This window comes from Paenibacillus ilasis (assembly GCF_043195395.1).
Classification (GTDB): Bacteria; Bacillota; Bacilli; order Paenibacillales; family Paenibacillaceae; genus Paenibacillus_AQ; species Paenibacillus_AQ lautus.
Map to the genome: position 1 here is coordinate 1,653,985 of NZ_JBHDJG010000001.1, position 16,246 is coordinate 1,670,230.

15 protein-coding genes are annotated in these 16,246 nt (G+C 48.8%); 13 read left to right on the forward strand and 2 right to left on the reverse strand.

Annotation, left to right across the window (positions count from 1 at the left end; genetic code table 11):
• Positions 1-108 precede the first annotated feature (108 nt).
• Entirely contained in the window at positions 109-963 is an 855-nt protein-coding gene (locus ACETK5_RS07990; RefSeq protein WP_394054989.1) for an SDR family oxidoreductase, read from the reverse strand.
• 878 nt (positions 964-1,841) lie between these two features.
• On the opposite strand from ACETK5_RS07990, the gene ACETK5_RS07995 reads away from it, so the two are divergent.
• The 5 genes from ACETK5_RS07995 to ACETK5_RS08015 all read left to right on the forward strand — a co-directional run bounded on the left by ACETK5_RS07995 (position 1,842) and on the right by ACETK5_RS08015 (position 6,181).
• On the forward strand, positions 1,842-2,249 hold the full coding sequence (locus ACETK5_RS07995) for a YmaF family protein (RefSeq protein ID WP_100537870.1): 408 nt from the start codon (positions 1,842-1,844) through the stop codon (positions 2,247-2,249).
• Positions 2,250-2,358: 109 nt separating this feature from the next.
• On the forward strand, positions 2,359-2,457 hold the full coding sequence (locus tag ACETK5_RS08000) for a YjcZ family sporulation protein (RefSeq protein ID WP_100537869.1): 99 nt from the start codon (positions 2,359-2,361) through the stop codon (positions 2,455-2,457).
• 607 nt (positions 2,458-3,064) lie between these two features.
• Positions 3,065-3,451, forward strand: coding sequence for a hypothetical protein (locus tag ACETK5_RS08005; protein WP_133120324.1), 387 nt, complete (start codon positions 3,065-3,067; stop codon positions 3,449-3,451).
• Between the two features lie 112 nt (positions 3,452-3,563).
• Positions 3,564-5,072 carry a UDP-N-acetylmuramoyl-L-alanyl-D-glutamate--2,6-diaminopimelate ligase gene (locus ACETK5_RS08010; protein ID WP_394054992.1) on the forward strand — a complete coding sequence of 503 codons (1,509 nt, stop codon included), beginning with the start codon at positions 3,564-3,566 and terminating at the stop codon, positions 5,070-5,072.
• Positions 5,073-5,095: 23 nt separating this feature from the next.
• Positions 5,096-6,181: a PQQ-dependent sugar dehydrogenase gene (locus ACETK5_RS08015; RefSeq protein WP_100537867.1), complete on the forward strand. Its 1,086-nt coding sequence runs from the start codon at positions 5,096-5,098 to the stop codon at positions 6,179-6,181.
• 105 nt (positions 6,182-6,286) lie between these two features.
• Here ACETK5_RS08015 and ACETK5_RS08020 read toward each other — a convergent pair whose 3' ends face one another.
• Complete coding sequence (locus ACETK5_RS08020; protein WP_100537866.1) at positions 6,287-6,934, reverse strand: helix-turn-helix transcriptional regulator; 648 nt, start codon at positions 6,932-6,934, stop codon at positions 6,287-6,289.
• A gap of 288 nt (positions 6,935-7,222) precedes the next feature.
• Here ACETK5_RS08020 and ACETK5_RS08025 point away from each other — a divergent pair, with 288 nt between their 5' ends.
• The 8 genes from ACETK5_RS08025 to ACETK5_RS08060 all read left to right on the forward strand — a co-directional run bounded on the left by ACETK5_RS08025 (position 7,223) and on the right by ACETK5_RS08060 (position 16,235).
• Positions 7,223-7,459, forward strand: a complete 237-nt coding sequence (locus tag ACETK5_RS08025) for an indolepyruvate ferredoxin oxidoreductase subunit alpha (protein ID WP_015736133.1) — start codon at positions 7,223-7,225, stop codon at positions 7,457-7,459.
• Positions 7,460-8,387: 928 nt separating this feature from the next.
• Positions 8,388-9,548: an ROK family transcriptional regulator gene (locus ACETK5_RS08030; RefSeq protein ID WP_394054995.1), complete on the forward strand. Its 1,161-nt coding sequence runs from the start codon at positions 8,388-8,390 to the stop codon at positions 9,546-9,548.
• 28 nt (positions 9,549-9,576) lie between these two features.
• On the forward strand, positions 9,577-10,581 hold the full coding sequence (locus ACETK5_RS08035; protein WP_100537864.1) for an asparaginase: 1,005 nt from the start codon (positions 9,577-9,579) through the stop codon (positions 10,579-10,581).
• A gap of 94 nt (positions 10,582-10,675) precedes the next feature.
• Entirely contained in the window at positions 10,676-12,265 is a 1,590-nt protein-coding gene (locus tag ACETK5_RS08040) for a glutathione ABC transporter substrate-binding protein (protein WP_394054996.1), read from the forward strand.
• Between the two features lie 116 nt (positions 12,266-12,381).
• The gene (locus ACETK5_RS08045; RefSeq protein ID WP_009592113.1) at positions 12,382-13,308 is read left to right on the forward strand and encodes an ABC transporter permease subunit; all 927 of its coding nucleotides are present in this window, start codon (positions 12,382-12,384) and stop codon (positions 13,306-13,308) included.
• Positions 13,309-13,320: 12 nt separating this feature from the next.
• Positions 13,321-14,229 (forward strand): ABC transporter permease, encoded by a 909-nt coding sequence (locus tag ACETK5_RS08050; RefSeq protein WP_394054999.1) that lies wholly within the window; start codon positions 13,321-13,323, stop codon positions 14,227-14,229.
• A gap of 15 nt (positions 14,230-14,244) precedes the next feature.
• Positions 14,245-15,249: an ABC transporter ATP-binding protein gene (locus ACETK5_RS08055; protein WP_100537861.1), complete on the forward strand. Its 1,005-nt coding sequence runs from the start codon at positions 14,245-14,247 to the stop codon at positions 15,247-15,249.
• Positions 15,246-16,235, forward strand: coding sequence for an ABC transporter ATP-binding protein (locus ACETK5_RS08060; protein ID WP_100537860.1), 990 nt, complete (start codon positions 15,246-15,248; stop codon positions 16,233-16,235). The genes ACETK5_RS08055 and ACETK5_RS08060 overlap by 4 nt, the downstream gene beginning before the upstream one ends.
• Positions 16,236-16,246 lie beyond the last annotated feature (11 nt).

Below are 16,246 nucleotides of genomic sequence, written 5' to 3' on the forward strand. Positions count from 1 at the left end.
ATTTAGATTATAGAATGTATAAGTTCTCAGCGAAGCTGTAAACTACGATCCACACCATTCTGTATACTATGAAAGCACAGCGATAGATGGATGTTTTTACGTATGAGGTTATTTTCCTTTACGCGTCAGCTCGGCCAGCCGATCCCACTGCTCATGGGTCACTTCCGCCAAGTCGTTGAACTGCCCCGCACCCCGCAGCCATTCGCCGCCATCGATGGTGATCACATCGCCATTTATGTAACCGGCATAATCGGAAATGAGATATGCGGCCAGATTGGCTAGTTCCTCCGCATCCCCAACTCGCCTTAGGGGGATGCGGTTGATCATTTTTTGCTCCAGGTCCGGCGTGGGCGATAATCTTGACCAGGCGCCTTCGGTGGGGAACGGACCCGGGGCGATCGCTACCTGACGGATGCTATAAGGGGCCCATTCCACCGCGAGGGACCGTGTCAGCGCAAGCACGCCCGCTTTTGCGGCTGCAGAAGGGACCACGTAGCCAGAGCCTGTTGAGGCATAAGTCGTGACGATGTTGAGCATTGTTCCGCTTTTGCCTTGCTCAATCCAGCGTTTGCCAACTTCAAGGGTTGCGTAGAAGGTGCCGTGCAGCACAATGTTCAGCACGGCATCTACAGCCCGAGGGGATAGACGTTCCGTAGGGCTGATAAAATTCCCGGCCGCATTGTTGACAAGTACATCAATGCCGCCGTAATGCAGCTCTGCCGCTTCGACAAGAGCCGTGATCTGCGCAGGGTCCCGAACATCGCAGCTCTTGTACCATACCTCGCAGCCCTGCTGTCTTAGTTCTGCAGCCGTTTGCTGCAGAACTTCCTCACGGCGTCCGCATATGGCGAGTTTGGCGCCAAGCTGGGCGAATTTCTTTCCCATGGCTCGCCCAAGCCCGGTGGCGCCTCCCGTAATCAGTACGACTTTATTTTGAAGCAAATCGTCAGTGAACGGTCCCATCGATGGTTCTCCTTTCAAGCAGAAATGAATGTAGCGAGGCGGATCCTCTGTCCGCGTTTTATAAACGGCAGGCTGCATTAACCCCTCTTTAATTCCAGGATTGCAACCGCTTACTTCCAGCGTAACATGGCTAACGCTTCCAGTCATCATATTCTTTATGTTGGTAAGGAGTACGAGATCAAGAAAGAGCTGCACGAGCCAAGTTACCAGAACAGGAAGGTACACCCCGGGGGGATGAAATACACCGACGGCTGCTTGTGAATAGTATCTAACGTCAGAGGAGGGGATCCCCCATTAAAAAAGCCTCATGATCCAACGAGGGATATGGAGAATAACATCCAGAACCAGGGTGGCGTTACCAGATAAATTTTCCAACTTGGTTCGTCCGGGCCAGTTCATCTTTTTCATGATATATTCACCTCATTTCAAATGGATTTGTTGGACGATCGATAGATATGCCGATCTCTATATTAATGGCACCAACAGACAGACCGAACAAAATGATCAGAACGTTGACCGATACGCTCAGAACGTCGAGTATTAGTAAAAACATAAGATCAGCCCCTTAAGGCTAAATATGCATGAATCAAATGGAGGTTCCAGTATATGGAAGGTGAATGAGCATTCTTTCCAAGGAAGCGAGCAGCATAAGAAAAAACGACTGACGCATGCAAGCGCCACCTATCCTTGGCGGAGAATACAAAATGCCTTCTTTTCGATTTTAGTTTCCAATAGCATATTGAAACTTGTCATCCCCATATACTTTGCTATCAAGCAAATATAAATGGTTGTCTTATTAAGTGTGCCGAAAGGTGGGATATGGTGTGGCATGAAGGCAAACACGAAAGAAATCATGATATGAGGGAGGCATCTATTTGATGGAAATACAAATAACGGGGTTTGTTGTTCATTCCAATGACTCCGATTCGGGACATTCACATCAACTCTTTCTTACATCCTGGGATGGAAGACCGGTTAACGTTCATGTGCATCCCTTTGAAGGAGATACATCCTTTGATGTTGGACATTTTCATCATTACGTGGGTGTAACTGAACCAGCTCCAAGTGGTGTTCCACACGTCCATAATTATCATGCCCAAACATCATTTAATGACCAACACAAGCACATGATCAGAGGAACAACTGGCCCTGCCATTCCCTTGGCAGGTGGTGGGCACTATCATTATTTTGAGGGTTATACCACAGTAGATGGCAGGGTTCCACATGCTCATCGATATAGTGGAAATACAGGTAATGAACAGGGCTATCCAGGTACTTCCTATTGATGCATTTTTGTTCTTATAAATTATGCCTCTGACTATTACCTCCTGCCTTTGCCTTATCAGATTCCCTTTCATATGATGTATTATTCCAAATGGAAAGGGGTAATGATGAATGAGCGGCTATGAAGGTTCTGGGTATGGTAGTAGTCTTGGTGTTATTCTCGTTCTCTTTATTCTACTTGTAATAATACTCCGTACTTGGGGATTTTAAGTGAATACATTATAGAGGCTCTCACTTACGCGCATTGAATATACCAGGGTTAACATCTAAAGGCATCCAAAATAAATTTGGATGCCTTATTCACGCGCCCAGCTGTATGAATGGGGCAGATGATTCAAAAAAAGGAGCTAATCACGCTTTTTATTATAACCAAGCTTTAGCGGTGACTTCACCCGGTGGAGGCTTTTGAGGAAACTGAGAGCATATCATGTACTCGGAAGCTGAGGGATTCTTTACTGATCCTTTCAGGACCTTCATTTTTTTCATTAATTATTCGTCCAATTCATTTTTATAGATTCTGCATATAATGCATTATCTTCTTCGAAGGGAGGAGTTCTTATGAAAAAACATCATCATAAGGTTAAAGTGATTGTCCTCAAACCGGGACAAAAGGTCATTGTAAAGTGTGAAAAGCACAAAAAGCATCGCCCGTAAAAAGCTTAGAGCAAGATGATACTAGTTTTGAGAAATACCAAAAAGAGCGGCAAACTAAGAAGTGAAGTTCATTCTTGGTTTGCCGTTATTTTATTTAAGTAACGCACCGTGAAATAGGATGATATGGCATGAATCTTGCAGGTTTAAAGTGGATCACTAGGCAATGCCTAGAACTGCAAAATCTGTTCAAATCAATTGGCACACCACACCCAACCATTTGGATCGGTGCAGCTTTGATTCTCACTGGTGTTCTGTTCGTTATCATGAAAAAGAAATAGGAATTCACTCATTTATCTGTGCAGGCGAAAAGCAGCTTCCTTATCGAGCTGCTTTTCTGTTGTTGTGGTACGGAATAAGAAGAACGAAGAACGTGTTCGTCTTGGATTGTCATTGTACCCGCTACCTTGAGCAGGATTTGATCAGTGGTGAATCCTCAAATAAATTAACTGCAACTTTCGCAGAACGGATGGGTGTGAGCAAAAGCGTGGTCGGGTGTTTGATCACCATGGAAATTGCCTTTTTAAGTTTCAGAACGTGTTTGCTTGGTTAGGTTAATAAGAAATGCTGGTTAAAACGATACATAGTCGTAAATTCTACATCTTATATATCACACTGCCATTGACCATGGGATTTTGATTACATCACGAGATGAGGAACCTTACATGATTCTGAAATCACTGACGGAGCGGCTGATACTTAAGACGATAACGGGCAGTACTTCCATGGATATCACGAACCTGAATACAGATTCAAGAGAGATCCGGCCTGGCGGCCTGTTCGTCTGTGTTCCGGGTTTTCACGTGGACGGCCATGACTATGCCCGGCATGCGATACGCAACGGCGCTGTTGCCATCGTAGCTGAGCGGGAGCTGCCGGTGCTTCCAGGGAACGTAACGCGTATAACAGTACCGGGTACCAGAAGAATTCTGCCGATTCTCGCAAACGCATTTTTTGAAGATCCCACACAGCGTTTGAAGCTGATCGGAATAACCGGGACAAACGGCAAGACCACGACAACCCATATGGTAGAAAAGATACTGAACGACGCTCACCGCAAAACGGGCATTATTGGCACACTGTATATGAAGATCGGAGATCATATGGAGAAGACGCTGAATACCACGCCGGATACGATCCAGCTGCAGCGTTATTTTCACACGATGGTCACCCATGGCGGGGACTATGCCGTGTTGGAAGTGTCTTCGCACGGATTGGATATGGGGAGAGTGCGCGGATGTGATTTTCAAACCGTAGTCTTTACGAATTTATCACATGATCATCTGGACTTTCATCAGAATATGGAGAGTTATCGCAATACGAAGGAGCTGTTGTTCGCCCAGCTGGGAAACAGTAACCGTGACATGCTGAAGAAGGCGGTCCTGAATGCGGATGATGAAGCATCGTCCTATTATGCAAAACGTACATCCGCACAGATCGTAACCTATGGCATTCATAACGAGGCTGATGTTCGGGCAACGCACATTCAAAATATGCCGGAGGGCAGCACGTTTCATGTAGAAACGCCATGGGGACAGGGCGGCTTCAGACTGAAGGTGCATGGTGTTCACAATGTATATAACGCACTTGCTGCCATGACCACTTGCCTGCTGGAAGGGATACCTCTTGAAGAAATTCGCAGAAGTCTTGAACAATTTGCAGGGGTTCATGGACGATTTCAAGAAATAGAAACAGGACGGAGATTTCGCGTGGTTGTGGATTATGCGCATAATCCGGATGGACTTAAGGCAACATTACAATCCGCCAAGGAAATCACTTCGGGCAAAATGATATGCGTGATGGGCTGCCGGGGCGAGAGGGATCGGTTGAAACGCCCGATCATGGCGGACATTGCCGCTTCGTATTCGGATTATGTGTTGTTCACGACGGACAATCCGTTCTCGGAGGATCCGGAGCAGATTATGGCAGAGATGTTGGGTGGCTTAACCTCGCATGAGGCGGGGAATTGGGAGGTTATCCTGAACCGTAAAGAAGCCATTCAACGAGCAGTGGAATTGGCCGGTGACGAGGACAGGATCATTATTACCGGACGAGGACATGAGACCCGTTATGTAGCAGGCAGCCAGATCGAATCATTTAGCGATGAGGATATTGTGCTGCGTTCATTGCAGGACATGGAGCAAGGCATCCAGATGATGACACCGGAGCTATAAAATTACCCGGGAGGTGCTGGATTTTGAAACGAACGGTGTTTGGTGCTGCGTTAATCGCGGTTTTGCTGCTTCTTGCTGCTTGTACACAGTCTCCCCCTTCTGAGGAAGAGGGGAGGCAGGAAGAACATCGGGAGGAGAAAACCGATTCCTCCGTTCAAGTGCTTGCAGAGCAGTTGAGGACACCTTGGTCTATCGATTTTGACGGCGATACGATTTATATCAGCGAGCGGGAAGGAAATATCGTTCAGATCCAGGACGGCACCTTAACCAGACAATCGGTACATACCGAGAAGTCGGTCGCCCATCAAGGAGAGGGTGGATTCTTAGGCTTTGCGTTAGCCCCTGATTTTCAGGATTCCGGCAAGGCTTTCGCCTACCACACCTATGATTCGGATGGAAAGGTCATGAACCGGTTGGTCCTTCTGAAGCAGGAGGGGAATCAATGGACAGAGTCGCAAGTCTTCCTGGAGCGTATTCCTGGCTCCAATGTGCATAACGGAGGCAGAATTGCGATCGGACCTGACGAGATGCTATACGTAACAACTGGAGATTCGGGAGAAGGAGAGCTTGCGCAAAACCAGGAAAGTCTAGCAGGCAAAATATTGCGATTGACGCTGGATGGGAAGGTCCCGGCGGATAATCCGACCGCAGGCTCTTATATCTATACGTTAGGGCATCGGAATTCGCAGGGCTTAGCTTGGAATTCGGATGGTGAATTCTACAGTTCGGAGCATGGACCGTCCGGAACACCCGGTGGACATGATGAGATTAATGAGATAACGGCCGGCAGCAATTACGGCTGGCCCGAGATTATTGGGGATGAACAGCAAGAGGGCATGAATACCCCGCTCTACCACAGCAGCGAAACGGCTATTGCTCCTTCAGGCATCGCTTTTGATGAGGAGGATTACATGTACGTGGCGACCCTTCGCGGTCAGAAGCTGTACCGATTTCGGCCGGAGGATGCCTCGCTTGAGACGGTATTGGAGGGGGAGGGCAGGTTAAGAGACGTCAAAGTCCATGACGGCAAAACCTATGTCATTACCAACAATACCGATGGCAGGGGTGTGCCCTCCGATCAGGATGATCGACTGCTGGTGCTGAAATAATTCAAAGAATTGTACATGTCTTGCGATTTAAGAGAATAGGATAGGACAAGTACAAAAAAAGGCCCCTTCCTGTATGGAAGGAGCCTGAAGTGGCAATAACAGATATTATGTTTGCATGGCTTCGGTTTGTTTTCGAATACGGTACACGCATTTTTTGTCGCCCTTGGCAAGGCACTCGGTACGTTCCACATCCGCCTCCAGCAAGGATTGAAACAGGTCAAGCTCACAGCGGCATGCGTGTTGATACCGGTTGGCTACTTGGGATATGGGGCAGTTCAGTTCTTCGAGGAGGTATTCTTCTTCGGTGACTTTTTTGTAATCCACCATATATCCGTTGTCATTCTGAATCTGGGCAAGGGCTGCAACGCGATCTTCGAGAGCATCGGCTTTCACCGTAGGCGTATACTTGTTCAGCAATGTATCTTTGCGCTTGTCGAACAACCGTGAAATCATTTCGTCACCGGCCTCGTCCTGCAGCTCGTTCAGCAGATCGAGTGCAAGCGCATGATAGTTCTTAGGGAAAAAATCCTCAGCTGATTCAGTAAGACTGTATAAGGAGACGGGTCTTCCCATCGGCTGCTTCACGGTTCGATAGGTGATGTAACCCTCACTCTTCAAGCTCTCCAGATGGCGCCGGACGGCCATGCCTGTTATGCCCAGTGCCTCGGTAATGGATTTCGTGCTGAGTTCACCATTTATTTTTAACATTTGCATGATATACTCGCGGGTACTGTATGCGACTTCTTGATCCACTATAATCACCGCCTTGTTTCTCGATGAATGCTTTCTTTTTCAACTAAAAAGGTTAAAAAGCAATATGTCTCATCTTATGTCTTTACCTTCTATAAGTCAACCGGAATAGCTGTTTTTGAGGCTGTCCTCATGCGGTTCATTGACAATTGGCATGATTAACCACATAATTATGATATATTTTAGTATAAAAAGTATAGAAAACCAAGAAATCTATGAAGATCGACTTTTTGCAATGATAGCCCGTCGAAAGTTTGAAAGATTATTACAATCGGGAAGGTGGAATCACGAATGTATGTTATTGGCTCAGCTTGTATCGAAGAGAAAGCGGGAGAATGCGTTGACGTTTGCCCTGTGGATTGTATCGAAGAAGGAGATGACCAGTTCTATATCGATACCGATATTTGTATCTCCTGCGGGGCTTGCGAAGCAGCTTGTCCGGTTGCGGCCATTTTCTATTTTGAGGATCTGCCGGAAGACCAGAAGCATTATTTCGATAAAGCGGTTGAATATTACAAGAACAAGTAGGGCGCTCCGGTTTGAGGCTATCGGGCGCTCCGGTTTGAGGCTATCCGCTCTGTTGTCTGTCCGTTTCTTGAATGGAATTGGTAAGGTAGAAACGGACTCCGTGCGCTCCGGTTTGAGGCTATCCGCTCTGTTGTCCGTCCGTTTCCTGAATGGAATAAGTAAGGTAGAAACGGACTCCCAAAGGATCTGCTATCCTCAAACCTCCGCTGGTTGGAAAGTTCAAAAGGAAAGATCAAAAGACTAAAGATAAGAGACTAAAGATTAAAAGATTAAAATAGATCAAGGATTACAAGTTGTAACTCATATCTGATGCGATCAAATAAAAGAGGCTACGATAAATAGTCGAAATTATGATAGCTTTAAGCTGCGCTCATGCGTTAATCAAAATACGTGTTCTTTATACATAAGCCATCCGGGATTATTTGAGGGTCACCTCGAATTTATTTCTCGGGTGGTTTAATTCGTTGTGGGAAGATCGAGCAAGAAAGCACCTAAAGACCCGGCACAACACCGAAAAAATCATGTATTTCCTCTTTTAGAAGCCATTCGAGATGAAGAATGTTCCAATCATTCATTTCTCGGGTGGCTTTATTCATAGGGTGGAAAGACGTTGTTATCTACATTTTAGGAGATCCTGCGTCAAGTTGATGTCATGTTGTGCGCGAAGCGCGGTCAATTGTATGTATACACGAGAATGAATTTCTTTCGTAAAATATTGAAACACTTACATTTCCAGAATCAAAAAAATAATAATTTAAATGTGTCATATATATTGACACATTTACAAAACACGTTTTATTATTAATATCACTGGAGAATAAAAATAATAAATTTGATAATAATCACGGTTTTTTGATGATTTCGGATCGTTTTTTTTGGAAAAATGATCTAATTAATCTACTGGTGAAATTAAATAGGGGATGTCTTCATGAAAAAGCATGATCAAGACTTTATGAAGCGGCAGAACAGACTCACAGTATTCCAAATCATCAAGAACGAACAGCCGATTTCAAGAGCAGCCATTGCCAAACAGACGGGAATGAGTCCGACAACGGTCAGCCGGATCGTATCGGAGCTGACGGAAGAAGGATACGTTCACGAAACAGAAGAACAAGCCTCGGCCGGCCGCGGAAGAAAGTCTTCCTTAATAAGGCTGCTGGATACGGCGGTCATCTCGATCGGCGTCGAGCTGGATCGGCATCAGGCGAATATCGGATTCATTGACGTTCAGGGTAACGTATTGTGCAGCGGAAGCTTTTCAAGATCATCCGATGAAACGGCAGATGTCACGGTGACCCGGATTGCGGAAACCATAGAAGAGCTGATCGCCGAATGCGATATCGACCGAAGACGGGTGGTCGGCATTGGCGTTGGACTGCCGGGCATCATTGATGTCGACGCCGGCATTGTCAATTTTTCGGTACAGCTAGGATGGAAGAATGTGAGCCTAGCCGAGAGACTCAAGGAACTAACCGGGCTTGAAGCTGTCGTGGACAATGAACTGAAGGTGAAGGCGTTGGCGGAGCAGCTCAAGGGTTCGGCCTACGGCTCCAACCGTACGGTGCTCCTGGGCTTCGGTAATGGCGTCGGATCGGCGCTCATTCTGGAGGGGGAGATTTACCGCGGGGTGACGAACAGCGCCGGGGAAATCGGTCACACGACAGTGGACCCTGAAGGCATGATGTGCGACTGCGGGAAAGCCGGATGCCTCCAAACGTATATCAATATACCGTCCTTGTTGTCGGAAGCCAGCAAAATCAAACCCGTCCGCACGATCGAGGAGCTGTTCGCGGAGAGGCGGGCCGGAACGCGCTGGGCAAGCTATTTGATCGATCGGGCCCTTGCCTATATGGCGATTACGATTAATAACGTCGTCAGTATGTACAATCCGGACAGCGTCATATTGAGCGGTGAGATTCTGGACAAGTTCCCTGAAGTATATGAAGAGATCACCGAGCTGTGCTACTCACAGTATATCTGGGAACCGCTTCAGGATTCCTTTACAATTGTCCGATCCGAGCTTCACGAGCATGGGGTCATCATCGGGTCGGGACTTGTCGCACAGGATCGTTATTTTCAATTGAATTAATTCATCTGGAGATCGGGGGAGCAAAATCATGGGATTTGTGCCATTGGTAGAGGAGTATCGCGGAAACGTACTGGAGAACATCCACTACGGAGCGATCAGTGTTGTAGACGAGAACGGAAAGGTGGTTTATGCAGCGGGTGATCCGCATCATATGACCTTTCTGAGATCGGCGGCTAAACCGTTCCAGGCAATACCGGTAATGAAACGCCGGATTGACGAGGTGTACGGACTTACAGGGGAAGAAACGGCCTTGTTTGCTGCTTCACACCGGGGCGAACGCTTCCACATTGATGCTTTGGAATCTATTTTGAAGAAAACCGGGATTCAGGAAGAAACGCTGCACTGCTGTGCAACTTATCCATTGAACGAGGATGCCAAGGCGCAGCGCCATCGCGATCATGAGGACAAGCGCAGAATCTTCCATAACTGCTCAGGCAAGCACAGCGGCTTGATTGCCCTATGCAAGCATATGGGCTGGGACGAGAGCACGTATTACAAGCCGGAGCATCCGGTTCAGCAAGAGATCATTGAGACGCTGGCTTATTTTGCCGAGGTTCCGGTTTCCTCGATTCCGCAAGGCATTGACGGCTGTGGCCTTCCTATCTTCGCGCTTCCGCTGGACCGCATCGGTTACTCCTTCCTCAAGCTGGCATGCCCGGATTTGATCGAGGATCCAGAGACTGCAGAGGCAGCTGCCAGAATGGCAAAACGGATGAATGAGTACCCGGATATCATTGCAGACACGAAGTTTGTATGCTCTGCTCTACTCCGGGACCACAATCTGACTGCCAAGGGCGGCGCCAAGGGCGTGTACGGCATCGGTCTTCGGAAAGAACGCTTGGCGATCTCGCTTAAAGTGTCCGATGGCTCCGAGCAAGTATGGCCATGCATCATCGCTTCCATCCTGGAGCGCCTGGGTTACAGCGATCAGGCTACGATCGACCGCTTGTATGCGCTGGTTCCGAATGAGATTTTCAACGATGGCGGTACGCTGGTTGGGAAGCGACGCGCGGTGTACGAATGGAATGTTTAAGCTGTGAGGAACTCAAGGCGAACGGCAGGATGTTATATGCTGAAGCGGCGAGTGAATCTATAGATATTCACTACATCAAAGGGGGAGTAAAACAATGAGATTCAAAGGTAGAACATGGTCACTGCTCATGCTGCTGCTCGCATTTACGATTGTTGCGGCAGGCTGCGGCGGAAACAGCGGAAGCGGCAAAGGGGCAAGCGAAGGCGGCGGCGAGAGCAAGCCGGTGACAAAAGATAACAAAGATGTTGTCATTGCGATTAACGCCAACTTCATCACGCTTGACCCTCACAATGCCGGAGACACGCACTCCATTTCCGGTGCACGCACAATGTACGAAGGTTTGATGGGCTTCAACGACAAGATGGAACTCGTTCCTGTACTGGCTGAAGACTACAAGATCAGCGAAGACGGCCTGACTTACACATTCAATCTGCGCCAGAACGTGAAGTTCCATGATGGAACGGATTTCAACGCAGAAGCTGTAAAAGCCAACCTGGATCGCATCATGGATGAAAAGAACAACCTTAGAATGCGTAAAAGCTTCTCTACCGTCGCCGATGTTCAAACTCCGGATGACCACACGGTTGTCATCACCCTTAGCCAGCCGTACAACGCTTTCTTGAACAAGACCGCGATGGCGCTGATGATCAGCCCGAAGGCGCTTAAAGAAAGTGCCGACATCACGAAGAACCCTGTAGGTACAGCGGCATACAAGTTCAAGGAATGGATTCAAGGTGACCGCCTTGTTGTTGTGAAGAATGAAGATTACTGGCAAGAAGGACTTCCGAAGGTAGACAGCATTACGTTCAAACCGGTACCGGAGAACGGTTCCCGGATCGCAATGCTGAAGACGGGCGAAGCGGATTTCATCTATCCTATGCCAACCGAGCAAGTCTCTGAAGTAGAAGGCGATTCCAATATTGTCATTGATAAGATCGATTCCACCATCGTTCGTTATATCACCCTTAACACCATGAAGAAGCCTTATGACGATCTGAAGGTTCGTCAAGCCATCAACTATGCCATTGATAAGGATGCTTACATTAAAGTGGTTAAATCCGGACTGGGTTCGAAGCTGAAGTCTTCCATGTCCTCAATGACACAGCACTACTCCGAGCAAACCGGCTATGATTACGATCTGGAGAAAGCAAAATCACTCCTGGCGGAAGCGGGCTATCCGGACGGATTCGAAGCAGAGCTCTGGGGAGAGAACGATTCCGAAACGATGAAAGGCATGCAGTTCATTCAGCAGCAGCTGGCTCTTGTCGGAATCAAAGTCGACGTGAAATCGATGGAGGGTGCAACCCTGTCTGATCAGATTAACTCGGCTACGCCGGAAAACGCAAAAATTCAAATGTGGTATGTAAGCTGGTCCCCTTCGTCAGGTGATGCTGACGGCGCAACAAAAGGTCTGTTCAGCAGCGAGTTCTTCCCGCCGGCTGGTTCTAATACGGCTTACTACAAGAACGACAATGTAGACCAATGGATCAAAGATGCTAACGCATCTGTAAAAGCTGAAGATGCAAAAGAAATCTATGCGAACATCCAAAAACAAATCTGGGAAGACGCTCCTTGGGCATTCCTCGGGGTCGATCAGGTCATCACCGGCAAGAGAGCTTATCTTGAAGGCGTTAAAGCCCTTCCGGACGGATCGATCAGCGTGATCAACGCAGAAGTCAAATAATCAGGCAGCGAAGAGCTTGCTAAACGTATACCTTGTGGTGGGCCGCCTCTTGAATCAATAAGGAAGCGGCCCATCGTATTTTTAAAAAGCTGGCATGTTGAAAGGAGGCACATCCTTTGGGAAGATATGCAATTCAGAGGCTGCTGGGTGTTATCCCGCTGTTGTTCGTTGTATCCATTCTTGTATTTATGTTCATTCACCTTATTCCTGGAGATCCGGCACGACTTGTTGCAGGTAAGGATGCCACCCTTGAGGAGATCAACGGGATTCGAGAGCAGCTAGGCTTAAACTTGCCGCTATGGCAGCAGTATGTGAACTACATGAGTGATCTGTTGAAGGGTGACTTGGGTGTATCCGTTACTTCCGGTTTGCCGGTGACGGACATGTTGGAAAGCCGCTTTTTCCCAACGATTGTCCTGACCTTTACCAGCCTTGGCTGGGCACTGGTCATTGGTCTGATCATTGGTATCATATCTGCCGTCAACCGCGGAAAATGGCCGGACTATATCGGAATGTTGACTGCGATATCCGGTATTTCCCTGCCAGGTTTCTGGCTTGGTCTTGTACTTATTCAAATTTTCTCCGTTGAGCTGGGCTGGTTCCCGACAGGCGGTGTCGACAGCTGGCAGTCCTATATTCTGCCATCCTTTACGCTGGGGGCAGGGATTATGTCCATGCTGGCAAGATACTCCCGTACTTCGATGCTGGAGACGATGCGTGAGGATTATGTCCGGACGGGACGCGCGAAGGGTCTGCGGGAATTCGTCGTTGTCGGCAGACACGCGCTGCGCAACTCCCTGATTCAGGTCGTAACCGTTGCTGGGCTGCAGTTCGGATTTTTGCTGGGCGGTTCCGTTATGGTTGAGACGGTATTCAGTATTCCTGGCATGGGGCGTCTCTTGGTAGACTCGATTGCGTTCCGGGATTATACCGTCATTCAAGCGCTTTTACTGCTGTTTGCAGCCGAATTTATCCTGATTAACCTGATTGTCGATTTATTGTACGGTGTACTGAATCCAAAAATCCGGTATGCATCGAAATAGGAGGGGGAACCCATGAGCGACAATTCAACAGTGACGGTCAATTCCTCCGTACCGGAGGATACGCTTGCGAAGAGTCAGGCAACTGGTAAATTCAAAGCGTTTACGTCTAAATTCATGAAGCAAAAGCTTGCCGTTATATCAAGCGGATTTATCTTGTTATTGTTAGTGCTGGCGGTGATCGGTCCGCAAATCGTTCCGTATCCTCCGAATGAGCCGAACTATGATGCGATGATGCAAGGCCCGTCGGCTGCCCATTGGGCAGGTACGGACGAGTACGGCCGTGATATTCTGAGCCGCTTGATCGACGGAACAAGGTTGACCATGGCGGTCAGCTTAAGTGCTGTATTTATATCCGCCATTCTCGGTACGATTCTTGGTCTGATCAGCGGTTACTATGGCGGCTGGATCGACCGTCTCATTATGCGGGGAAGTGACGTCATGTTCTCATTTCCTGACCTGCTGCTTGCCATCGGGATCGTGGCGATTTTGGGACCGGGCTTATCCAATGTGGTGATCGCGGTGGCGGTCTTCGGGACGCCGTCGTTTGCCAGAATCATTCGAAGCGTGACACTCTCCGCGAAGGAGTCTTTATATGTAGAGGCAGCACGGTCCATGGGCGCCAAGCATAACCGGATTATCTGGAAGCATATTTTTCCCGAGACGGTTCCCAGCATCATTGTGAACGTATCGATGAGAATCGGCGGCGCCATTCTGGCAGCTTCATCGTTAAGCTTCCTCGGACTTGGAGCCAAGCCGACGGAACCGGACTGGGGCGCCATGCTCAGCATGGGGCGCGATTACTTGAGCATTGCACCTCATATCGTGTATTATCCGGGACTTCTCATATTCCTGACCGTGCTTGCATTTAACCTGATCGGTGACGGACTGAATGATGCCCTTGATCCGAAGACGAAAAACTAATAGGGGGGATAGATCGTGACGCAAACATTGCTTGAAGTAAAAGGTCTCAAAACCGAGTTCAAACGCGATGGCTCATCCGTGCTTGCCGTAGCAGGAGTGGATTTTCACATCAATAAAGGCGAAGTGCTCGGGCTCGTTGGTGAATCCGGATGCGGCAAAAGCGTAACCTCCCTGTCCATCATGAGGCTTCTTAAAGATACGCCCGGTCGAATATCCGGGGGCTCGGTAAGCTTTGAGGGCAAGGATCTCGTGCAAATGTCGGAAAAAGAAATGCGCCGCTATCGCGGAAATGAGCTGGCCATGATCTTCCAGGAGCCGATGACGTCGCTGAATCCCGTCCTTCGTATCGGGAAGCAGCTGGAGGAAGCCATTATGCTGCATTTGGGGTACAGCCGCAAGAAAGCGCGGCAGCATGCCATCGATTCGCTCCAACTTGTTGGTATTCCGAGAGCCGATGAGGTTGTGGATGACTATCCGCACCAATTGTCCGGCGGCATGCGGCAGCGGGTCATGATTGCGATGGCGATGTCCTGCAATCCGAAGCTGCTGATAGCGGATGAGCCGACCACAGCCCTTGATGTTACGATTCAGGCTCAAATCCTGGATCTGATGAATCGACTCAAGACCGAACAGGAAATGGGCATGCTGCTCATTACCCATGACCTTGGCGTCGTCGCGGAAATGTGCGACCGGGTGGTTGTCATGTACGCAGGCAGAGTCGTGGAAGAGGCGACAGTCGAGGAATTGTTTGAGAATCCTCAGCATCCGTACACCAAAGGACTTATTAACTCGGTGCCTAAGCTTAGACAAAAGGTGCGCCGTTTGGAATCCATTCCAGGGAATGTGCCGGATCTAAGGAACATGCCGAAAGGCTGCAAGTTTGCTCCGCGTTGTCCGTTTGTGATGGAGCAGTGCCTCTCTCAGGAGCCGGAGCTTCTCCCTGTCGCACATGAGGAACATCGTAAGAGCCGCTGCTGGCTGACACAAGAAGGTCACTCGAAGGGAGGAGAAACCGCATGAAAGAAACACCTCTATTAGAAGTAAAGAATTTGCAGAAATCATTCACGGTGAAAAAGGGGTTCTTCGGTACATCCAAGCAGCTTCGTGCCGTGGATGGCATCTCCTTCGCAATCCATAAGGGCGAGACCTTCAGTCTGGTTGGCGAGAGCGGCTGCGGCAAATCGACCACCGGCCGCTTGGTAACCCGTCTGCTGACGCCGAATAGCGGCGAAGTGATTTTTAACGGAACCGATATTAGCGGATACAACGAGAATCAGATGCGGCCGCTGCGGAAAGATATGCAGATGGTCTTCCAGGATCCTTATGCTTCCCTTAATCCAAGAATGAAGGTCAAAGAACTGGTCGCGGAGCCCTTGCTGATTCATACCAAGCTGAGCACCAAAGAGAGGGATAAATTGGCTTGTGAGCTGCTGGAAACGGTCGGACTGAACAGCTTCCACGCCGAACGCTTTGCCCATGAGTTCAGCGGCGGGCAGCGTCAGCGGATCGGCATTGCCCGAGCGCTGTCCGTGCGTCCGAATCTGATCGTGGCCGACGAGCCGGTGTCCGCGCTGGATGTTTCCATCCAATCGCAGGTGCTGAACCTGCTGCAGGATCTTCAGGAGGAATACGGCCTGACTTATCTGTTCATCTCCCATGATCTCAGCGTGGTTGAGCATATCAGCGACCGGATCGGCGTCATGTATCTGGGCGCGCTCGTGGAGACGGCTGATAAGGATACGCTGTACGATCGCCCGCTGCATCCTTATACTCAAGCGCTGCTGTCCTCGGTGCCCGTTCCGGATCCGAAGCAGAAGAAGGAACGGATCATTCTGAAGGGCGATCTGCCGAGTCCGGTGAATCCGCCGACAGGCTGCCGCTTCCATACACGCTGTCCATCCTGCATGGAAGTATGCAAACAGATCACGCCTGCTTACCGTGAGGTTGAGCCAGGGCATCAGGTGGCATGCCATTTATATGACGAAGAAATCATGAAAAACGCATAACGGTGTTGATT